At 61.3% G+C, this 21,502-nt stretch carries 20 protein-coding genes and 1 tRNA gene; 15 read left to right on the forward strand and 6 right to left on the reverse strand.

From position 1 onward, the window contains the following. Positions 1-4: 4 nt before the first annotated feature. The gene (locus PLO63_11160; GenBank protein ID HOI74694.1) at positions 5-3,382 is read left to right on the forward strand and encodes a type II secretion system protein; all 3,378 of its coding nucleotides are present in this window, start codon (positions 5-7) and stop codon (positions 3,380-3,382) included. A 101-nt stretch (positions 3,383-3,483) separates the two neighbouring features. On the opposite strand, the gene PLO63_11165 is transcribed toward PLO63_11160, so the two are convergent. Further along, the gene (locus tag PLO63_11165; protein ID HOI74695.1) at positions 3,484-4,338 is read right to left on the reverse strand and encodes a UbiA family prenyltransferase; all 855 of its coding nucleotides are present in this window, start codon (positions 4,336-4,338) and stop codon (positions 3,484-3,486) included. A 71-nt stretch (positions 4,339-4,409) separates the two neighbouring features. After that, positions 4,410-5,093 carry a glycosyltransferase family 2 protein gene (locus tag PLO63_11170; protein ID HOI74696.1) on the reverse strand — a complete coding sequence of 228 codons (684 nt, stop codon included), beginning with the start codon at positions 5,091-5,093 and terminating at the stop codon, positions 4,410-4,412. A gap of 195 nt (positions 5,094-5,288) precedes the next feature. Between PLO63_11170 and PLO63_11175 the strand changes: the two genes are divergently transcribed. Both PLO63_11175 and PLO63_11180 read left to right on the forward strand, forming a co-directional pair. Then, on the forward strand, positions 5,289-5,672 hold the full coding sequence (locus PLO63_11175; protein ID HOI74697.1) for a PilZ domain-containing protein: 384 nt from the start codon (positions 5,289-5,291) through the stop codon (positions 5,670-5,672). A gap of 57 nt (positions 5,673-5,729) precedes the next feature. Beyond that, on the forward strand, positions 5,730-6,107 hold the full coding sequence (locus PLO63_11180; GenBank protein HOI74698.1) for a prepilin-type N-terminal cleavage/methylation domain-containing protein: 378 nt from the start codon (positions 5,730-5,732) through the stop codon (positions 6,105-6,107). 66 nt (positions 6,108-6,173) lie between these two features. On the opposite strand, the gene rimO is transcribed toward PLO63_11180, so the two are convergent. The 3 genes from rimO to PLO63_11195 are packed head-to-tail and all read right to left on the reverse strand — an operon-like array spanning position 6,174 to position 10,599. Further along, a complete protein-coding gene (gene rimO / locus PLO63_11185; protein HOI74699.1) occupies positions 6,174-7,520 on the reverse strand; it encodes a 30S ribosomal protein S12 methylthiotransferase RimO in 1,347 nt (448 codons plus the stop codon). Between the two features lie 45 nt (positions 7,521-7,565). After that, positions 7,566-9,845, reverse strand: a complete 2,280-nt coding sequence (locus PLO63_11190) for a DNA translocase FtsK 4TM domain-containing protein (GenBank protein ID HOI74700.1) — start codon at positions 9,843-9,845, stop codon at positions 7,566-7,568. 4 nt (positions 9,846-9,849) lie between these two features. Next, entirely contained in the window at positions 9,850-10,599 is a 750-nt protein-coding gene (locus tag PLO63_11195; GenBank protein ID HOI74701.1) for a lysophospholipid acyltransferase family protein, read from the reverse strand. Positions 10,600-10,835: 236 nt separating this feature from the next. On the opposite strand from PLO63_11195, the gene rfaE1 reads away from it, so the two are divergent. Genes rfaE1 through PLO63_11235 form a run of 8 tightly spaced genes read left to right on the forward strand, consistent with a single transcriptional unit; the run spans position 10,836 to position 16,915 of the window. Further along, positions 10,836-11,825: a D-glycero-beta-D-manno-heptose-7-phosphate kinase gene (gene rfaE1, locus PLO63_11200; protein HOI74702.1), complete on the forward strand. Its 990-nt coding sequence runs from the start codon at positions 10,836-10,838 to the stop codon at positions 11,823-11,825. After that, complete coding sequence (locus tag PLO63_11205) at positions 11,822-12,361, forward strand: DUF4416 family protein (GenBank protein HOI74703.1); 540 nt, start codon at positions 11,822-11,824, stop codon at positions 12,359-12,361. Before rfaE1 ends, PLO63_11205 begins: the two co-directional genes overlap by 4 nt. After that, the gene (locus tag PLO63_11210; GenBank protein ID HOI74704.1) at positions 12,358-13,239 is read left to right on the forward strand and encodes a YicC family protein; all 882 of its coding nucleotides are present in this window, start codon (positions 12,358-12,360) and stop codon (positions 13,237-13,239) included. The genes PLO63_11205 and PLO63_11210 overlap by 4 nt, the downstream gene beginning before the upstream one ends. Next, positions 13,232-13,852, forward strand: coding sequence for a guanylate kinase (gene gmk, locus PLO63_11215; protein ID HOI74705.1), 621 nt, complete (start codon positions 13,232-13,234; stop codon positions 13,850-13,852). Before PLO63_11210 ends, gmk begins: the two co-directional genes overlap by 8 nt. An 18-nt stretch (positions 13,853-13,870) precedes the next feature. Then, positions 13,871-14,146, forward strand: a complete 276-nt coding sequence (gene rpoZ / locus PLO63_11220) for a DNA-directed RNA polymerase subunit omega (protein ID HOI74706.1) — start codon at positions 13,871-13,873, stop codon at positions 14,144-14,146. Continuing rightward, the gene (pyrF, locus tag PLO63_11225; GenBank protein ID HOI74707.1) at positions 14,127-14,885 is read left to right on the forward strand and encodes an orotidine-5'-phosphate decarboxylase; all 759 of its coding nucleotides are present in this window, start codon (positions 14,127-14,129) and stop codon (positions 14,883-14,885) included. Before rpoZ ends, pyrF begins: the two co-directional genes overlap by 20 nt. 23 nt (positions 14,886-14,908) lie before the next feature. Further along, positions 14,909-15,688, forward strand: coding sequence for a 23S rRNA (guanosine(2251)-2'-O)-methyltransferase RlmB (gene rlmB / locus PLO63_11230; protein HOI74708.1), 780 nt, complete (start codon positions 14,909-14,911; stop codon positions 15,686-15,688). Positions 15,689-15,703: 15 nt separating this feature from the next. Next, positions 15,704-16,915: a type II secretion system F family protein gene (locus tag PLO63_11235; protein HOI74709.1), complete on the forward strand. Its 1,212-nt coding sequence runs from the start codon at positions 15,704-15,706 to the stop codon at positions 16,913-16,915. 20 nt (positions 16,916-16,935) lie between these two features. On the opposite strand, the gene PLO63_11240 is transcribed toward PLO63_11235, so the two are convergent. Continuing rightward, positions 16,936-17,012 (reverse strand) — tRNA-Pro (locus PLO63_11240). Positions 17,013-17,103: 91 nt separating this feature from the next. Here PLO63_11240 and PLO63_11245 point away from each other — a divergent pair. From PLO63_11245 to amrA, 4 genes are all read left to right on the forward strand, one after another. Further along, a complete protein-coding gene (locus PLO63_11245; protein ID HOI74710.1) occupies positions 17,104-17,517 on the forward strand; it encodes a DUF1178 family protein in 414 nt (137 codons plus the stop codon). 62 nt (positions 17,518-17,579) lie between these two features. Continuing rightward, complete coding sequence (gene cysS, locus PLO63_11250) at positions 17,580-19,889, forward strand: cysteine--tRNA ligase (protein ID HOI74711.1); 2,310 nt, start codon at positions 17,580-17,582, stop codon at positions 19,887-19,889. A gap of 43 nt (positions 19,890-19,932) precedes the next feature. Beyond that, positions 19,933-20,763, forward strand: a complete 831-nt coding sequence (gene amrB, locus PLO63_11255) for an AmmeMemoRadiSam system protein B (GenBank protein HOI74712.1) — start codon at positions 19,933-19,935, stop codon at positions 20,761-20,763. A gap of 48 nt (positions 20,764-20,811) precedes the next feature. Further along, complete coding sequence (gene amrA, locus PLO63_11260; protein HOI74713.1) at positions 20,812-21,360, forward strand: AmmeMemoRadiSam system protein A; 549 nt, start codon at positions 20,812-20,814, stop codon at positions 21,358-21,360. The last annotated feature ends 142 nt before the right edge of the window (positions 21,361-21,502 follow it).

The following is a 21,502-nucleotide window of genomic DNA, read 5'->3' on the forward strand; positions in this document are numbered from 1 at the left end:
AATCATGGCGACGACAAGAAAAGAAAATCCTGTGAGCGGCATGCTTCATGGTGCAATAGATTCGTTGAAGCAGGCACGATGGTGCGGAGGGAGAAGAGGGATGCGCGGATTCACCCTGATCGAGGTCATCGTGTCCCTGATTCTGGTGGGAATTCTCGCTGCCGTCGGCGGGCTGGGAATGGTTCAGGCCGTTCAGGGATACATGATCGTGAAGGACAACGCGGAAATGACACAAAAGGCTCAGTTGGCCATGGCCAGAGTAACACGGGAAATCGTCGAAATGACGGGACTGACTGCGGCTGCGAGCTCGATATTGCTGCCCGTGAAAAATGTGGATAGAAACGTTACGATCGGCTTGGATGCATCAGCCAAGGCGATAAAAATATCAGCCACCGGCGGAACCGACGTGACAGGCGGCGATATCCTTGTTGATAACGTCAACAGCTTGACTCTCACCTATTACACCGGTGCCACTCCGGCAAGCAGTTGGCCGCTTCCGGTACCGGGAACCTCCAGCGACATCCGCAATCTATCGGCCATCGACATCAATGTTCAGATTGCGCGGCCGGATGGCACTGTCCTTAGTTTCATGAATCGCGTGAGTCCAAGAAACAACAAGAATCAGGGTGGGGCGGCGCCGGGTGTCGAACCCCTCGCACTGAAAACAAATTACGGGTGCTTTGTCGCCACGGCGGCATTCGGGAATGCGGCACATCCCATGGTCATGCTGCTCAGGGATTTCCGGGACCGCTTCCTGCTGACCTGGAGCGGGGGAAAATGGCTGGCGGATCAGTATTATATCCACGGCCCGGCGGCGGCCGGTATGATCAAGGATCGCCCCTTTGCAATGTGGGCAGTGAGGATGATCCTGCTTCCTGTTGCGGCCCTGACATTCCTGATTGTCTATGCTCCCTGGGCCATTCCGTTTCTTCTCTTGAGTTCGCTGGTAGTAGTTGCTGCCGTACGCAGGGCAGGGTGGACGGAGGGGGCATCCACGCGTTTGCTGCGAGCTCACCAGAAGGGCAGCGTGTTGATCGGCCTGATTACCGCGATGGTGGTCATGGCCACGCTGGGGGCCGCCATGGTTCCCATGTTTTCCGCTTCCTATATGAATCAGGCAGGCTCGGATCATGGGCGGAAGGCATACTTTCTCGCAGAATCGGGATTCCGTTATGCCGCGGGACAGTATCTCGCTGCCGACAATACAGCGGCGGGAGAAACCGTCTTATCCAACATAAACAACAAGACTTACACACTCCTGAACAATCGCGGTTCGTTCACAACGGTTGTCTCCCCCTTTTGGACGGTTGCCCAATCCGTGTCTGGCAGCACCCTGACAACCCAAATCAGCGGGACGGCACCAGACCAACTGAAGACAGGCGCCGGTGGCGGTTATTTGCTGTTAGGAACCAACACCTTCCATTCCTATGGATCCCGGGCCAGCTCGGGGACAACGGTAACGTTTAGCACCCTCTCGGGTACGCCTGCCATGAGCGGGAATAATGAAGTTCTGCCGGTGGCCCTGCCTTCCAGCACTTCATTCGCCAGTGGTGGCAATTTGGTTCTGCAGTCGAAGGGAGCCGACGTTTTTCCTTTGTTGAACGGCAATTTCACGACTTCGGCAACCGGTTCAGTGGTTTTCAACTATGAAAAACGGGTAGGCAATACGCTGTACACAATCACCTTGGCAGACCCGTCCAAAGAATGGCCGACCTTTTCATTGAATAATGCTACTAATGACATAACTGCCGCGTCGAAGATTATCCTCGCAAAATACCTGCTTCTCACCTCTACGGGCAATTACAGCGGGAGTACGAGGCAGATCACATACAGCGTTCCCATTGGCTGGTTGGATGGGGGCGGGAAATTTGTTAAAAAACAAGAGATTAATACCTTTAACAGCGCTAGCGACGTAACCCGTTTCTCCTTCACGAACGGGCAGATGGGCACGCATGTCTATGAAGACGGGGCGATGAGGGTCAGTTCCGTGATTGATCCGACCACGACAGGTAGCGGCATCCTGGATTGGTTGATGGGGCTCATCGGTTGGGGCAACGATGGCCTCTGGGCCGTTAACGCCTGGGACTGGACGACGACCGATGTAAACCTCGCGCAGGCATGGCACGATGCCGGCGGTTGTCTCAGTTACGACCTCCAGGTGAAAGTGAACAATCAGCAGCCGTATTTCATGGCCGGCCTCGGATTCCGAGTGAGGAACAATCAGGGAACACAAGAAGCTGACAGAGATGTGCATACATATGGTGCTTCATTCCTCAGGCAAAGGCAAACAAGATCATGTGTGTGGTTTTTCGGGTGGAATTGTGGTGGTTGGGGACAGAATGATGGAATCAATCCTGACTTGCGGCCACTCACTACCTATCCGACTTCTGAGACGATAGAATCTGGGCTTTTATGGAGGACTGAAGCTCGTTATTCTGATCCGGCTATTGTCCTTTGGCAGCGTAACGGCCATCCAACGCAAATCGGTAGTTTTAAAGTGATAGCTTATCGAACAATAACGAGTGCAGATGGCATTACGACCGGTTCTGGAACGTCTTTGCGTTTAAAACCATGGACCACCCTCATGGTTCGCCTGATCGAGGGTTATGAGGTTAGGTTTCTAAATGGAAGGGTGAATGCAGATGGCAGTCACCTCAAGTATGGTGATGAAATCAAGGACATTACCGGTCTAAAGACAGCCCGTGTCATCGGGACGCCCGTGATCACGACAAACTGGGGTGCCGCAGGAACGACCACCACGCAGGGATACTTGATCTTGACCAATGTGGTCGGACAATTTAATAACGATGATCTGTACTTGGTTGGGGGGGGCAGTGACGCCGTTGCGAGGGCAAACGGGAGTACGAGCCTGCAGAAAAGCAACTATATCATGATCTATTACAGTGACAGCAAAGACCCGGTCGCAGGGAATACAATACAAGCTGACGGCTCGCCAAATCGCATCGGCAACAAGAGGAACAGCGTAAGCTGGCCGCCGGATGACTGGTCCACCAGAAAAGCAGGTCTTCCCGCGGCAGGAGGCAATGACTACTTTGCATTGATTGGGAATAACAGCAGCGCCTCGGTCACTGTACCCTGGACTGCCCTGGATACCAATTCTGCAAACTACTATGGCGGCCTCGGCCCCAGTTTCTTCGATGGAGTGGCCGGTTCAGATCTCTACCACTCCATCATCAAGACATGGGCTCTGATTTCACCGAACTGGACCAGTTCGAGTACGGCGGCCGATTTCGCTAACCCCGGCGATCATATAACCCTGATCACTTCCAGCAGCGCCGGTACCTCGACTTATTACGACGACTTTGCGGTTCAGATAGACATGAAGTCCGGGACAGGCTTCCTGCCGCCGATCCAGCAGTAGCATTAAAGACTGAGGCAGGTTGGAAAACAGGCCCCTGTAATCGGAACATAGAGAGAAGGGGGATGGAATTCAATTCCATCCCCCTTTCTTCGTTTTTTCAACTATTTGAAGAGGAAAGGCGTAACCCAGAGGACAACCGATGCGGCGACGGCCAGAAACATGGCCAGGAAGGAATACCTGGCGAGCTTCTCCGACGGGAACACCGTCACGAAGACGGAGATGGCCGAACAGGCGATGAAAAAGCCTTTGACGTAGGGAACACTGACCATGAACAGGCTGCAAAGAAAGATCACGGCCGGGAACAGGGCGGCAGTCCGCTTCCCGTAGGCGACGGCAAAGGTCCTGTCGCCGATGCCCTTGTCCACGCTGTAGTCCATGATCGTGCTGAAGGCGTGAAAACCCATGACGCAGAAGGTGAAGTAGTATGCCTGGAGTGGAAGGGCCAGGGCGTTGTCCACGAAGCTGAATCCAAGGGCGAAGGGGGCCATGAAGCCGATGATACCGGCGGAGATCACATCCAGAGGCGGTCGAACCTTCAGGCGCCAGGGGGGCGTTGAATAGGTGTAGGCCAGGACGAGGAACGCCATGGTGAAGAAGATGTTCGCGGGATTTGCCGTGGCGGCGGAAGCGAGCAGGATGGCAAGGCCCGCCGTGATGGCGGTGCGGACGACCAGCCTGTGGTGGCGCGGATCTGCCAGGGCTCCCTCGACTCCACCCTTTCGTGGATTTCCAAGATCGGAGGCGTAATCGTGGACATCGTTCAGCCCGAAGGTGAACAAGCAGGCGGGAAACGAAAGCAGAATCATCTGGAGGATCGTCAGGGCTGTGCACCGGAAGGCGGGATCGGATGCCGGCCCGTGCTTTCCGTACACGAGGCCCATGCAGAAGACCAGGGGCAGTGCGATCCACAAGGGGGGACGGCTGATCTTCAGCAGGAGGATGATTTTCGGCCACATGGCTGCCTCTTCGAGGGAAGCATGAAAAGGAAGGGCGAGCAGGCTTCTGCCCTGATCTTCTCTTGCCGTTATCAACGCAGATTGTACTTTACAATGCAGTAAAGCGCCCGCAAGCCGTCCTTCCAGTTGATCTTTTTCCCTTCCTTGTACGTCCTCCCGTAATAGGAAATGCCGACTTCATAGATGCGGCAGTCGAGTCTGGCAATCTTGGCGGTGATTTCCGGTTCGAACCCGAAGCGATTCTCCTCGATGGCGATCGACTGGATGATCTCGCGGCGGAAGGCCTTGTAGCAGGTCTCCATGTCCGTCAGGTTCAGGTCAGTCAGCATGTTGGAGAGCAGGGTGAGGAAGCCGTTGCCCATCCGGTGCCAGAAATAGAGGACCCGGTGTGCCTCGCCGCCGAGGAAGCGGGAGCCGTAGACGACATCGGCTTTACCATCCAGGATCGGTTTCAGGAGTTTCGGGTATTCCTGGGGGTCGTATTCCAGGTCGGCATCTTGGATGAGGACGATATCCCCCGTCGCGGTCTTGATTCCCTCCCGGATGGCGGCGCCTTTCCCGCGGTTGGCCGGCTGGAGGATGATCCGGTCGATGCGATCCTCGATCTGTTTCAGCTTCTCCCTGGTTCCATCGGTCGAGCAGTCGTCCACGACGATGATCTCTTTATCCGGATGCGGTGAACTCCATATGGCATCAATTATGCTTTCTATTGTATGGGTCTCATTGAAGCAGGGGACAATGACGGACAGTTTCATGGATTCTCCTGATGTAGGGTTTTGTGTTGTAACATGAGAAAAATGGGAGGATTTGTAATCCAATCTTGATTCTTGCTGAATCGATGCCCGGTTGCTGTGAAAAACACCTACAGGGTGCTTTTGTTCTTGTCAATCGCCGTATTGATGTTGATATCTCCAATTCTTGCAGAAAACCATACAAAAGAGGGAGCGCCAATGAGAGGTTTGTCGGACGGCATCCGGAGAATTTTCAAGAGGCGCTTGCAAAGCCGGTTCTCCGTGACGGGCAGGGCGATGGTCCTTATTGCTCCGGGGGAGGACAGTGAACGGAAGGTGCAGGTCCTGGACATCAGCCGGGGCGGGTTGGCCTTTGTTTACGACGGGCCGAAGGAAGACCTGGAGGATTCGGGGATTCTTCAACTCCTGGCTCACAATGTCGTTTTTCTGGAGAAGGTCCATTTCGAGACGGCATCTGACGTTGCACTGCAGGAGAGCGAGGAGCGATATCGCCGCCGGGGGGTGAGATTCAAGTGGATGGGAGTCTTGGACCACGGGAAGCTGGACGATTTCATCCGTGAAGTCGGAACGTTCAAACTCTAACAGGGGGAAGAGAGTTCATTTCAAGTTGTTCCCTTGTCCTGAATCAGGAGCGAAAAGATGACGTTATTGGAAAAGCGGAAAGGTTTCACCCTGATCGAAATGATTGTGGTCTTGGTGGTGCTGGGGATTCTTGCGGCGGTGGCAACTGCCAAGTTTTTTAACATGCAGACGGAGGCAAAAACAAAAGCTGCCCAGGCCGCTGTGGCCAGCGCACAATCCGCAATATCCATGGGCTTTTCGCAACATCTGGTCAATCCTTCCTCCCCGAATCATGTTGCCGGCCCGGCGGAGGCGTGCACCAAGGTGGCGTTGAGCGGTGCCACGGGAGTCGTCTATACGGTCACCTGCGACGGCGACGACTGGGACGTAGTATCAAGCAGCATCACCGCTAATTACGACGGCACGACGGCAACGGGCACATGGAACAGGCCCTGAAAAGAGGGCAGAAGTTCTTACGTTTGCCGGGAGCAAGGGGGAACAGGAAAGCCTGTTCCCCCTTGCTTATGCGAAGAGATCATACACATCCGAGCCGGTGATCCGGAACGTCCGGAACTGCCCGGTCTTCATGCCCTTCTTCTTGAGGCAGGTCACCCCGTCGATCTCCGGTGCCTGCCGGCGGCAGCGGCCGACCAGGGGATAATCGGGGTTCTCGCCCGGTCCCTCCACCAGCACTTCCTGCATGGTCCCGACGAGCGAGGCGTTGATCTCAGCAGAGATTTCCGCCTGCTCCTCCATCAGGACCTGCCATCTCCTCTCCTTCTCCTTCTTCGATATCCGCTGGGGCATCTCCGCCGCCGGCGTTCCCTCCTCCTTTGAATAGACGAAGACGCCCAGGTGGTCGAACCGGGTCTCCCGGACGAAATCCACGAGGGCGTTGAACCTGCGGATCGTCTCGCCGGGGAAGCCGACGATGAGGGAGGTCCGCAAGGCGACCCCGGGGATGATCTCCCGGGCCTGCCGGATTACCTTCCGGATTTCCGCGCTCCCGCCCCGGCGGTTCATGGCGGCCAGGATCCCGTCGTCGATGTGCTGGATCGGGATGTCCAGGTATTCGCAGATTTTCTCTTCCTCTGCCACCGCCTCTAAGATGCCGTCCGTGAGGCCTGCCGGGTAGGTATAAAGGAGGCGGAGCCAGTGCAGGTCGCTGATGCGGGACAGCTCCCGGAGCAGGCGGGGCAGGCGCTCCCCGCTTTTGCGGTCTTTGCCCCAGGCCGTCGTGTCCTGGGCGGTGAGGATGATCTCCCGGGTGCCATTTTGAACCAGGTGCTCCGCTTCACGGAGGACGTCGTCCAGGCGGCGGCTCCGGTAGGGCCCGCGGATCTGCGGAATGGCGCAGTAGGCGCAACAGTTGGAACAGCCGTCGGCGATCTTCAGGTAGGCGGTGTGTCTCGGTCCCGAAACCATGCGGGGAAGAGCCGCGTCCATCAGGAAGGACGGGCGCCGGGAGGCCGCGAGGCGGTCAGGCGAGGTCCGGGCGACGAGTTTTTCGATATGCCGGGCGATCCGGGGGATCTCGTCGATTCCCAGGAAGAGGTCCACCTCCGGCAGGTCCCGCGCCAGCTCCGGGCCGTAGCGCTGGGGAAGGCAGCCCGTGACGACCAGGTGGCGGCAGGTTCCCTTCTGTTTGTACTGCGCCAGGGTCAGGATCGCCTCGATGGACTCCTCTCTTGCCGGGAGGATGAAGGCGCAGGTGTTGATGAGGATCAGGCGGGCGTCCTCAGGCCGCTCCACCGGCCGGTATCCCGCCTCCCGGAGGAGCCCCGCCATGACCTCGGCATCGATCTCGTTCTTCGGGCAGCCGAGGCTCAGGAGGAAAAAGGGGGTGGACTCCTTTTTATGCAAATCCAATTCGTCTTTTCCTTCTCGGGAGGGCAAGAGAATCCGTCTTGATTGTTAGAGCTTCTTGACGAGGACCTTGCGGGGCTTGGCGCCGTCGGCGGGTCCCACGATGCCTTCGGCCTCCATGCGCTCGATCATCCGGGCGGCCCGGTTGTAGCCCACCTTCAGGTAGCGCTGGACCAGGGAGATCGAGGCCTGCCCGAGGTCCGCCACGAGGGCCACCGCCTCGTCGTACTTCTCGTCCACGTCCTCGTCGCTCTCGACGGAGGACGTCTCGGGCCGGTATTCCGTGATGGAGGGATCGAAGCTGGGCTGCCCCTGCTTCTTGATGAACATGACGATGCGGTCGATCTCCTTCTCCGAGACAAAGGGTCCGTGGATGCGGGCCAGCTTGGAGGTCCCCGGCGGCATGAAGAGCATGTCGCCGGCCCCGAGCAGGCTCTCCGCTCCGAGCTGGTCGAGGATCGTCCTGGAGTCCACCTTCGAGGAGACCTGGAAGGAGATGCGCGTGGGGAAGTTGGCTTTGATGACGCCGGTGATGACGTCCACCGAGGGCCGCTGGGTGGCCAGGATCAGGTGGATGCCGGCGGCGCGGGCCATCTGGGCCAGCCGGGCCAGCGATTCCTCCACGTATCGCTGGGCCACCATCATCAGGTCCGCAAGCTCGTCAATGACGATGACGATGTAGGAGAGGCGGACGTGCTCCTCCGGGGCCTTCGCGATGGCGGCCAGGGCCTGGCCCTCCGCCTCCGGGGGCATGGCTTCCTCCATCTCGGGAGCGGCTTCCGGCTTTGCCTTGGCGGACTCCAGCCCGAAGGCCTGCCGCTTCGCCTTCTCGTTCTTTGCCTTCTCGATCATCCGGTTGTAGCCGTCCACGCCCTTGGCGCCCACTTCGCCCATGACGCGGTAGCGCCGCTCCATCTCCTCGACGGCCCACTTCAGGACCATGGACGCCTTCTTCGGGTCCACCACGACGGGGTGGAGCAGGTGGGGGATCCCCTCGTAGGCCGACAGCTCCAGGCGCTTCGGGTCGATCAGGAGGAACTTGACCTCGTCGGGGGTCGCCCGGAAGAGGATGCTGCAGATCATGGCGTTCAGCGAGACGCTCTTCCCGGAGCCCGTCGTGCCGGCGATGAGGAGGTGGGGCATCCGGGCCAGGTCGGCCATAACGGGGGCGCCGACGATGTCATCCCCGAGGGCGATGGGCAGGCGGAGCTTCGCCTCCCGGAAAGCCTCCGTGTCCAGCACGTTCCGGAGGCGGACCGGTTCCCGCTCGTGGTTCGGGATCTCGATGCCGATGGCCCCCTTGCCGGGAATGGGCGCGATGATGCGGATGCTGGGGGCCCGGAGTGCCAGCGCCAGGTCGTCGGTCAGGTTGGTGATCCGGTTGATCTTCACCCCGGGTGCGGGCTCCAGCTCGTACATCGTGACGACCGGCCCCGGCTTCACCTCCACGACGCGGCCCTCGACGCCGAAGTCGGCCAGCTTCTTTTCGAGGATCCGGGCGTTGGCGATCAGGCTGTCCCGCTTGACCCGGGAGTCCCGCTTGTCCGCCTGGTCGAGGAGGGAGAGCGGGGGAAGCTGGTAGTCTCCCACCCGTTCGAGAAAATCGAAATGGGTCTGCTCGGTCTTTTTCTGCTTCGGTTTTTCCGCCGGCAGCGGCGCTTCGATGATCGGCTCCGGCAGGTCGCTGACCTTCTTTTCTTCAACGGGCTCCGCTTCCTTCACCACGGGGGAGGCGGACGTTTCCCGGCCGGTGCGGCGCAGGATGTTCCACACGGCCAGGGAGGCGGATTTCAGGCCTCGCCAGAGGGTCGCCACGGAGACGTCCGCGACGACCATCAGGGAAATGAGGAGAACCAAAAGATAGAGAAGGAACGTTCCCGCCCGGTTGAGCACCGAAATCAGGACATCCGTGAGGACTCCTCCCAGGAGGCCGCCGGCCTGCAGCCTTATGCCGAAGACGCTGATCTTCGACAGGAGCAGGCTCGAGAGGCCGGAGCAAACCAGGAGCAGGGCCGCCGCCCCCAGGGCCGGAACGGCCCGGATCCGGAAGGCTTCATCCAGGAAGAACCGGAACGAGGCGACGAGCGCCAGGATGGGGATCAGGAAGGCCCCGAATCCCAGGAGACGGATGAGGGCATCGGCGGTATAGGAGCCGGCGGCCCCGAATATGTTCCGCACCGCCGGATCGTCCGATACGTACTGGGTCAGGGATGGGTCCGCCGGGGAATAGGAGATGAGCGAAAGAAAGAGAAAGAACGAAAGGGCGAGGCCGACAACGCCTAAGATTTCCCTCTTTCTGCGGTTGTTATCCCGAGCTTTGCCCGTCATGGATTCAGGCCGCCCCCCTCGTCGTGTCCTCGGAGGCGTTGTAGGTTTCGTAGTTGCGCAGGATCGTGTTCCGGACCCGCTCGATGAGTTCGTGCCGGGTCTCGATGGTGTAGTCCTTTGTTTCAATGGGCTTGTCGATCACCATGATGACGTTTCCCGGGTTGATCTGCAGGGACCGCTTCTGCATGACACGGCCCGTGCCGACCAGGGAGACGGGGATGATCGGGACGCCCGACCGGATGGCCAGGTGGAACGCCCCCTGCTTGAAGGGCTTGAGCGTCATGTCCCGGCTGCGGGTCCCTTCCGGGAACGACATGACCGATTTCCCCTCCCGAATCTTTTCCGCCGCCTCGTCGATACTGCGCAGGGCCTTTTCGTGGTGTTGGCGGTCGATCTCGATGTAACCGGCGTTGCGCATGGCCTTGCCGAAGACGGGGATCTTGAAGAGCTCTTTCTTGGCGATCCAGCGGAACTGGCTTGGGATGTGGCCGAGGACGACGAAGATGTCGTAGTCGCTCTGGTGGTTGGCCATGAAAATCTGCGGCCTGTCCTCGAGAACGTTTTCCGTACCGATGATCCGGACCTTGACGCTGGACATGGCCAGGAGCGTCCGGGACCACATCCGGGCCAGGCGGTGGACCATGTTCTCTCCCGGTGACAGCAGGGAGAAGACGACGGCACAGGTGGAGAAAAACCCGGTTACGGCAACGCCGAGTGCTACAAGGATTGCGGAACGCAAGATGTTGGAGGTCATGGTCTGCAAGGATCCCGTTTGAAGAAGATGTGTATTTACTTGATTTTATTACTCGAATACTTTAGCATTATGACCTACTCCCATTGTGAAGTCAATACGGAATTGGTTTTGCGGCCGGGAACCGTCGGCGGAAACCATGGAACAGAATAAAAGAATTGACAAACCGGCTCCGGAAACATAGCATCCGTCGGTTCAAGCCGGGCCGGCGCAGTTCCCGGCGATTCCCGAGGTTCAGTGTGAAGGGCATCCTGACGAAAAAAAGGGCGGTATCGATCATCGAGGGCTTCCCCAGGGCGAAAGTCCTGGTGGTGGGCGACATCATGGTGGACCATTTCATCTGGGGGCGCGTGTCCCGCATCTCCCCGGAGGCCCCCGTGCCGGTCGTGGAGGTCCAGTCGGACAACCTTCTCCTGGGGGGATGCGCCAACGTCCTGAACAACGTTTATGCCATGGGGGGGCAGGTATTCGGTGCCGGCGTGGTCGGCAGGGATCCCATGGGCGACCGGGTGGTGGATGAATTCCGGAAGCGAGGGATCGATATCGGCGGTGTCGTCCAGGAAGACGAGCGGCCGACGACGCTGAAGACGCGGATCGTGGCCCATTCCCAGCAGGTGGTGCGTTTCGACCGGGAGAGTCGACGGTCCGTGGCGGCGGCCAGCATCGAGCGGATTCTTTCCTATATCCGGAGCCTCCGCGGAGAGCTGGGGGCGGTCGTCATTTCCGACTACAACAAGGGAGTCGTGACCAGGGAGCTCCTGGACGGCATCCGGCAGGCCCTCGCGGGCGGACACACAGTGGTCTGCGTGGATCCAAAGCAGAACGATTTCAGCCTCTACCGGGGCTTCGACGTGATCACGCCGAATCATCATGAGGCCGCCCGTGCCTTCGGGACCGAGCATATCCACGGCTCCGATCTCGTGAACGTGGGCAACGCCCTGCTGGAGCGCTACGGTTTCCAGGCGCTTCTCGTAACCCGGGGCGAGGCGGGGATGAGCCTCTTTGAGCGGGACGGCCGGATTCGCCACACGTTTTTCCCGACCCAGGCCAAGGAAGTCTTCGACGTGACGGGTGCGGGAGATACGGTCATCGGCGTGTTCGCCCTGGCCGTGGCCTCGGGGGCCACCTTCAGGGAAGCGGCCTTCCTGGCGAATTATGCGGCTGGAATCGTGGTCGGCAAGGTCGGAACCGCCACGGTCTCCCAGCAGGAGCTGAAAAGAGTCCTATGAGCCGGCCCAGGAGCGCGGAACCGGTGAAGCTGGTGGCGAGCTTTTTCTCCACGCAGGACGAGAGGATCGCGGAGGCGATCCGGGGCCTCGCCGAGGTCTGCGGCACTCCCGATTTCATCGGACCCTGCCATACCTTCTCGTTTACCGAATATTACCAGGAGGAATTCGGGTCGCCCCTCAAGAGGCGCTTCGTATCCTTTGAGCGCCTGGCTGCCCCGGAGAGCCTTCCGGATGTCAAGCTCCGGTCCAACTCCCTGGAGGAGCGGCTGGCCGAGGGAGACCGGCGAACCGTCAACATCGATCCGGGATACATCTCGCTGGCGCACCTGATCCTGGCCACCTGTAAGGGCTACACGCACCGGCCTTACCTGCGGGACGGCGTTTACGCCGACCTGACCCTGATGTACCGGGACCGCCGGTTCCAGACCCTGCCCTGGACGTATCCGGACTACGCGTCGGAGGAGACCCGGGAGATGTTCCGGACCCTCCGCGAGCGGTATGTCCTGCAACTTAAACAGATGGGAGCATCCTCATGATTCGAAGCATGACGGGGTACGGCCGGGCGGAAATCGTCCGCGGCGGCCGAAAGATCACGGCGGAGATCAAGTCCCTGAATCACCGCTACCTGGAGGTGACGGTCCGTTTCCCCTCGGCCCTGTCGGCCCTGGAACTGGAGATCCGGCGCAAGGTCGGCGAGCGCTTCGTCCGGGGACGGGTCGAGGTCACGATCCGGGTGAACGGGGAGACGGATCCCGAAAACGGAAACCTGCGGGTCAATTGGCCCGCCGTGCAGGGCTACCGGCGCATGCTGGAGGAGATCCGGGAGAAGATGGGCCTGGAGGGGCCGGTGACGCTGGAGATGATCGCCTCGTTCCGGGACGCCTTCACGCGGGAGGACGACACGGATGCCTGGACCGAGGCGGGGGAAGCCGTGTCGGAGGTGGTGGAAAAGGCGGTCGCCTCGACGCTGGAGATGCGCGACCGGGAGGGAGAGATCCTCTGCAGCGACCTGAGAAACCGGCTCGAACTGCTGGCCGGCTGGCTGGACACCATTGCCGCCAAGGGGCCCGTCCTGGTCGCGGAATACCAGAAACGGCTCTCCGAGAGGGTTCGCGAGCTGGCGGGAGGGGTCATCACCGATGAGGCCCGCCTGGTGCAGGAGGTGGCCATCCTGGCGGAGAAGACCGACATCACCGAGGAGATCGTCCGCTTCCGCGGCCACATGGACCAGTTCCGGGAGATGCTGGCCGCGGGCGATGCCGTGGGCCGCAAGATCGACTTCCTGATCCAGGAGATGAACCGGGAGGCCAACACGATCGGCTCCAAGAGCGGCGATTCGGAGATCGCCCGGCAGGTCATCGAGATCAAGACGGAGCTGGCGAAGATCCGGGAGCAGGTGCAGAACATTGAGTGACGGGACCGGGACATCCGGGATCTTCCTGGTGGTCTCCGCCCCCTCGGGAGCGGGGAAGACGACGGTCTGCCGGGAATTCCTGAAGCAGACCCCGGGGGTGCGCTTTTCCGTGTCCTATACGACCCGTCCGCCCCGCCGGGGCGAGGTGGACGGCAGGGACTACCATTTCATCCCGGAGGAGGAATTCCGGCGCCGCATCGCCGAGGGTGAGTTCGCCGAGTGGGAGGAGAACTACGGCAACCTTTACGGCACATCGGCGAAGACGATGCGGGAGTTTCTGGAGAAGGGGGAAGACCTCCTGCTGGACGTCGACACCCGTGGGGCTCGGGCATTGAAAAAAAACTTCCCCGGTGGTATCTATGTCTTCATTCTGCCGCCGGATTTGGACGCATTGCGGTCACGCCTCTCCCGGAGGGGAAGCGAAGCAAGGGAAACGATGGAGCGGCGGTTCAGCCGTGCCGTCGAAGAGATCCGGGAGGCATACGGCTATGATTACGTCGTCTGCAACGACCTGGTGGAAAACGCGGTGGAGAACATCCGGTCCATCTACAGGGCCGAGCAGTGCCGGACGGCCCGCTGGACCGGCAGAATTGAAAAACTCATCCCAGAATAACGGAGGAAATAGAGATTCATGGCAAGAATAACCGTTGAAGACGCGCTTCAGAACGCCGGCAACCGGTTCGCCCTGGTGATCCTGGCGGCGAAGCGCTCCCGGCAGCTCCTGAAGGGCTCCGCGCCGCTGGCGGACATCCGCAACAACCGGGAGATCGTGGCGGCCCTGCGGGAGATTGCGGCGGGCAAGGTGATGTTCGCCCACCCGGAATTGATGCAGGCCCTGAAGGAATCTTTCAAGATCCCGATGGATCACCAGACGGAATTTATCGGAGATGACGACTACTCCGAGTGACCCGGCAAGGCGCCGGCTGATCTTTGCCCTCGACGTCGGAGACGGGATCGACGAGGCCCTGTCGTGGGTCCGCCGTCTCCGGGACCACGTGGGCCTGTTCAAGGTCGGCAAGGAGGCCTTCACGTCCCTGGGGCCGGAGATTGTCCACCGGATCCGGCAGGAGGGGGCGGAGGTCTTTCTGGATCTGAAGTTCCACGACATCCCCAATACGGTGGCCCGGGCGGCCGAAGCGGCCTGCGGCCTGGGAGTGTCCATGTTCAACGTCCACGCCTCCGGGGGCAGGCGGATGATCGCCGATGCCGCGGAGGCCGTCCGCCGCTGGTCCGGCGAGCGGGGAGAGGATCCCCCGGTCGTCCTCGCGGTGACGGTACTGACGAGCCTGGACGGGAAGGACCTCGAGGAGATCGGCTTCTCCCTCGGCGTGGAGGGCATGGTTCTCCGCCTGGCCGGGATGGCCCGGGATGCCGGGGCGGGCGGCGTGGTGGCGTCGCCCCACGATGCGGCGGCGATCCGGAAGGCCTGTGGAAAGGATTTTGTCATTGTCACCCCGGGAATCCGGGGGGCCGACGCGGTTTCCGGGGACGACCAGAAGCGTGCCTGGTCCGCGGAGGAGGCCGTCCGGGCGGGAGCCGACTTTGTCGTCGTCGGGAGGCCCATCCGGCTGGCCCGGGACCCGGCCGCCGAGGCGGATCGAATCGTCCAGCAGATCGGGGAGGGGTTGTCGAAACGGCCGGCGTAGAGCATGCCGGATTTGGAGCGGGGATGGCGCTGCCGCGGGACATCGAGGTGATTTACGGGGTGAATCCCGTCCTGGAAGCGCTTCGCTCCGGGGAGCCGGCCATCGAGCGGGTCCTGATCGCGAAAGGCCGCGGTGCAAAGGCTGTGGAGCCGGTGCTGAAGCTGACAAGAGAGCGCGGCATCGCAACGGGTTTTGCGGATCGGCAGGAGCTCGACCGGCTCGCGGGACGGACAGGCCATCAGGGCGTGGCGGCCCTGTGCCGCCCTTTTCGATACGCCTCCCTGGAGGAGGCGGCCGGAGGGGAAGACAACCGGGGACACCGGCTCGTGGTGGTTCTGGACGGCATCACCGACCCCCAGAACCTGGGCGCCATCATCCGGACGGCCTGCTGTTTCGGGGCTTCCGGCATCGTGATCCCGGAGCATCGGGCGGCGCCGGTCACGCCGGCGGTGATGAAGGCATCCGCCGGGGCGGCGGGGAGAATTCGCGTGGCCCGCATCGGGAACCTGGCCCAGGTCCTGGATGCCCTCAAGGAGATGGGCTTCTGGATCTACGGGACGGATGCAACGGGCGGCAGAGAGCTGGATGCCGCGTCCTTTGAAGGGGATGCGGCAGTAGTCATGGGAAGTGAAGGATCGGGACTGCGGCCCCTGATTCGCAGGAAATGCGACTTCCTGCTGTCGATACCCATGACGGGGGACTTCGATTCGTTGAATGTTTCCGTGGCGGCGGGGATCTTACTGTACGAGGTCTCGCGCCGGCGGAATCCCTGCCGGAGGCAGGTCGGTACACCAACCATCTGAAGAAAGGAAGGGACTATGCCTGCGTATGTTTGGGAGGGGACGACCAGGGCGGGTGCCGTCAAGAAGGGGGAACTGGAAGCGGTCGATCCGGCGGCTGTCCGAACCCTGCTGCGGCGCCAGGGCTTCAAGTCCATTACCGTCAAGGCGAAGCCCAAGGACCTGCTGGAGTACCTGCCTTTCCTGAAACAGAAGGTGAAGGAAAAGGAGGTCGTGGTCTTCTGCCGGATCTTCGCCACCATGATCAATGCCGGCCTTCCGCTGATGCAGTGCCTCGATCTTCTGGCGCAGCAGGAGGCGAACAAGACCTTCCAGACGATCATCCGGGCCATCAAGGAGGACATCGAGGGCGGCATGACCCTGACGGACGCCCTGAAGAAATACCCGGAAATTTTCGACCAGCTCTTCGTCAACCTCGTCGCGGCCGGGGAGAGCGGCGGTATCCTCGACGTGATTCTCCAGCGGCTTTCGAGTTACATGGAAAAGTCGATGAAGCTGAAGGCGAAGGTGAAGGGGGCCATGACGTACCCCGCCTCCGTTCTCGTCATCGCCGTCGGCGTCGTGGCGCTTCTGCTCATCAAGGTCATCCCGGTCTTCCAGAAGATGTTCGAGGGCATGGGGGGGGAACTCCCCGGACCGACCCAGTTTCTTGTCAACGCCAGCCAGTTCACCCAGAACTATTGGTGGGTCGGTGTGGCGATCATCGTGGCGATCGGATACGCCTTCAAGCGGTTCTACGCAACCGAGAAGGGGACCCTCACCATCGACGCCATGCTTCTCAAGGCTCCCGTCTTCGGACCGCTGATCAAGAAGGTAGCCGTGGCCAAGTTCACCCGCACGCTCTCCACCATGATGTCCAGCGGTGTGCCCATCCTGGAAGGCCTGAGCATCGTGAGCAAGACGGCGGGCAACAAGATCATCGAAAACGCCCTGGTCAAGGTCCGGCACAGCATCAGCGAGGGCAAGACCATCGCCGAGCCCCTGGAGGAGGCGAACATCTTCCCGCCCATGGTGGTCCAGATGATCGCCGTCGGAGAGGCGACGGGCGCCCTCGACACGATGCTGGCAAAGATCGCGGATTTCTACGACGATGAGGTCGATGCTGCGGTGGAGGCCCTGACCGCCCTCCTGGAGCCCTTCATGATGGTCTTCCTCGGCGGGGTGTGCGGCGGCATGATCATCGCCATGTACCTGCCGATCTTCAAGATGGCCTCGGTGGTGGGGGGTTAGGAGAAGGAAGAGAAAAGAAATGGTCGGGATGGCGCGATTTGAACGCGCGACTCCTGCATCCCGAATGCAGTGCCCTACCAGGCTGGGCCACATCCCGACACGGGCGGCACCATATACAATCCGGGTATAAATGTCCACCCCTTTTTTCCGCCCGGATTCCGGTAATCCCGGTAAGTTAGGAATCAACCGTGATCATTTACGACCTGCGCTGCAAAAACAACCACACCTTCGAAGGCTGGTTCCAGGACCGGACGGCCTTCGAAAAGCAGAAAGACGGGAACTTCATCACCTGCCCGGTCTGCGGGGATGTGGAGGTCTCCATTGTTCCGTCCAGCCGTGCCTTCGTCGGGAAGGAATCACGGCCGGAAACACGCGACTCGCGGGAGATCACACCGGCGCAGGCCTTCCGCATGTTTCATGAATTTCTCAACAAGAACTTCGACGACGTGGGGAACCGGTTCGCGGAAGTGGCCCTGAAGATCCATCACGGCGACGAGGAGAAGCGGAATATCAAGGGCACCACAACCCCCCAGGAAGAGGACACCCTCCGGGAAGAGGGCATCGAATTCCTGAAGATCCCGGTGCCGAAGCTCGACAGTTGAGAGTCCCGCCCGCACCGGGCCGTCCGCCGGTCCGGGCGCTATCGCCATCACCGGAAATCCCCATGGACCGATCCTATCCTGACATTCTCAATCTCATCGGCAATACTCCGCTCGTCGAAATCCGGCGCCTGAACCCCAACCCCAGGGTCCGTATCCTGGCGAAACTGGAGAGTTTCAATCCCGGCGGCTCCATCAAGGACCGCACCGCCCTGGCCATGATCGAGGGGGCGGAGAGGCGCGGCGAGCTGACCCGCGACAAGATCATCCTCGAGGCCACCAGCGGCAACACCGGGATCGGCCTGGCCCTGATCGCCGCCATCAAGGGTTACCGGATCTGCCTGGTCATGTCCGAGGCGGTGAGCGAGGAGCGAAAGCGGATCCTCAAGGCCATGGGGGCCGAGCTGATGTTCACCCCGGCCGGCCTGGGGACGGACGGGGCCATCGAGCGGGGCTACCAGATGGTCCGCGACAACCCGGGCAAATATTACGCCCCCGACCAGTTCAACAATCCCGACAACATCCTGGCGCACTACCAGGGCACCGCCGAAGAGATCTGGAGCCAGACGGAGGGTTCCGTAACAACGGTGGTGTGCACCCTGGGGACGAGCGGCACGGCCATGGGGCTGTCCCGGCGCCTCAAGGAGCTGAATCCCGCCGTCCGCATCGTCGGCGTCGAACCCTATCTCCAGCACAAGATCCAGGGGCTCAAAAACATGAAGGAGTCCTACACGCCGGGCATCTACGACCGGAAGATGCTGGACGAGAAGGTAAACATCCTCGACGAGGACGCCTTCGAGACGGCCCGCCGGCTGGCCCGGGAAGAGGGGATCTTCTGCGGCATGAGCTCCGGCGCCGCCGTTTTCGTGGCCCTGGAAAAGGCCCGGGAGATGGAGGAGGGAGTCGTCGTCGTCATTGTCCCCGACGGGGGGGAGCGGTATTTAAGCACCAGCCTGTTCGTGGACCGGGAAGAGACGACGCTGAAATTCTACAACACCCTGACACGGGAGAAGGAATTCTTCCGGCCGATCCGGCCGGACCTCGTCCTGATGCACTCCTGCGGTCCCACCGTGCACGACGTGCCCCACATCGGGAGCTACCGCCGCTTCGTCGTCTCCGATCTGATCCGCCGCTACCTGGCGTACAAGGGGTACCAGGTCAAGCACGTCATGAACATCGTGGACCTGGCGGACCGGTCCATCCGGGGGGCCGAGCGGGCGGGCATGGAGCTGGCGACCTACACGGAGCGGTGCATGCAGGCGTTTCTCCAGGGGCTCGACCGGCTCGGGATCACCCGCGACGAGGCCTTCCCCAGGGCCAGCGAAAACGTGGACGCCATGATCCAGCTCGTCGAGAAGCTGGTGGAGCGCGGATATGCCTACGAAAAACTGCGCTCCGTCTACTTCGACATCTCCAAGCTCGATGCCTACGGCCGCCTGTCCAACATCGACCTGGGCAAGGTCAAGCAGGGCAAGACGGTGGACCTGGACGAGTACGAGAAGGACAGCCCGGTGGACTTCACCCTCCTGAAGCGGTCCACCCTGGGCGAGTTGAAACGAGGGATCTACTACAAGACCCGCTGGGGGAACGTCCGGCCCAGCTGGCACCTGGAGTGTGCGGCGATCTCGCTGAAGTACCTGGCGGAGACCTTCGATATCCACGCCAGCGGCTCCGACATTGTCTTTCCCCACTGCGAGAATGTCTACGCCATCGGCCGCGCCTTTACGGGCAAGGCGCCGGCGAATTACTGGCTGAACACGGAGCTGGTGATGGTGGAGGCGAAGAAGATGTCCCGGTCCCAGGGAAACATCGTGACGCTCGAAGAGCTGGAGGCGCGGGGATACGGCGGCCGGGAGATCCGGCTTTTCCTCCTTGGCTCCCACTACCGGAAGCCCCTGAATTTCTCCTACGGAGCCCTCGACACGGCGCGGAACACCGTACGCCGCCTCGACGGATTCATCCAGCGGCTCCTCCGGTTCACGCCGGGGGCGGGTTTCCCGGACACGGACCAGAACATCTACGACATCAAGGAAGGCTTTGCCGCCGCCATGGACGACGACCTGAACATCTCCGTCGCGACGGCAGTCCTCTTCGAGTTCGTCCGCCGGATGAACATTCCCCTCTCCCAGGGGCTGCTGACCGAAAAGGAGAGGGACCGGGTGCTGGAGGTCCTCCGGAAGGTGGACGGCGTTCTGGGGGTCATGAAATACGAGGAAGAGCTGCTCCCCGAGGAGGCCTACCGGATGATCCAGGAGCGCGAGACCCTGCGCAGGGCCTCGCAGTGGGCGGAGGCGGACCGGATCCGCGGGCTTCTCCTGGAGATGGGGGTGGAGGTCTCCGACACGCCCGACGGTGTGGTCTGGCGGCTCAGGTGATCGGGGGCGGCGCCCGGAGCCGTCCCTTCGGGAGGATATTGCCATGAAAAAGGAAGTCCGGCGGTCGATCCTGGCCGGTTCCTGGTACCCCGGCCGGCCCGAGACCCTGCGGGGAGACATCGAGACGTACTTCCGGAACGTACCCGAACGGGAGATCCCGGGCCGCATCGTCGGCCTCGTGGCCCCGCACGCGGGATACGTCTATTCCGGCCAGGTAGCGGCCCACGCGTACAAACTGATCCGGAATGCGCCCTACGAAAAGGTGATCGTCATTTCCCCTTCCCATCGCATGCACTTCGACGGTGTCGCCCTTTGGCGGGGAGCCGGTTACGAGACCCCCCTGGGGGTGGTACCGGTGGACCAGGAACTGGCGGAGTCGGTCCTGGACGCGGACGGGCCGGTCGCCGAGATCCCCGCAGCACACGCCGGGGAACACTCCCTGGAAATCCAGCTTCCCTTTCTGCAGGTGGCCCTCGGGGAGTTCTCGTTCGTGCCGCTGGTCATGGGCACCCAGGACGAGCGGACGTGCCGGCGGCTGGCGGAGGTGATCGCCGGAGCCGTCGCGGGCCGGCGGACCCTGGTTGTCGGCAGCTCCGATCTCTCCCATTTTCATTCGCATAGCGAGGCCGTCCGTCTCGATTCCGTCATGCTCGAACACCTGAAGAACTTCAACCCGGACGGGCTCCTCAGGGATCTGGCCCGCCGGAGCTGCGAGGCCTGCGGTGGCGGGCCGGCAGCGGCGACGATGATGGCCGCCCGGGCCTTGGGGGCCGAACGGGCAGAACTTTTGAAATATGCCAATTCGGGGGATGTGACGGGAGACCGGCGGGAGGTGGTCGGGTACGCCTCGGCGGTCTTCTATGCCGCTTCCTGATCCATCATGGAAGGGGCTGTTGGAGAATCCCCGGAAAGCGGGAAGACCATGGAACTGACAGAGCAGGAAAAGAAGGATCTCCTCCATCTGGCCCTCTCGACCATCAAGGCCGAACTGGAGGGAAAAGAACTGCCCGGGATGAAGCAGCCGACCCCGATCCTCCGGGAGAAACGGGGGGCCTTCGTGACCCTGAAGAAGCGGGGCCGGCTCCGGGGGTGCATCGGTTACATCCAGCCGGTCAAGCCCCTGCACGAGACGATCGAGCGGATGGCCCTGGCGGCGGCCTTTGAAGACCCGCGCTTCCCCGCACTCAAAAAGGAGGAGTTGAAGGACCTGTCCGTGGAGATCTCCGTCCTGACGCCGCTCCGGGAGATCCGCGACGCCGGCGAGATCCGCGTGGGGGTCCACGGGCTCTACATCGTTCGGGGACCCAGGTCCGGACTGCTCTTGCCCCAGGTGGCCGTGGAGTACCGGTGGGATACGGAAACATTCCTTAGGGAGACCTGCCATAAAGCCGGTCTTCCGGCCGACGCCTGGCGGGACGAATCGACCCGCATTTTTGTGTTCTCTGCGGAAATCTTTGGAGATTTGTCCTGATTTTGCTCGATTGCCAATCCGGAAGAAACGGGTTGACTTGGCCCGCTCCGGCGGGTATCATCCGCCCGCCGGGCGAGAAGGGGCCGTTGGGAAACCCGGACGCCTGCAATCCTGGCCCCGATCCGGATTGCCGGGCAATACG

This window comes from Syntrophales bacterium, assembly GCA_035363115.1.
Taxonomy (GTDB): domain Bacteria; phylum Desulfobacterota; class Syntrophia; order Syntrophales; family PHBD01; genus PHBD01.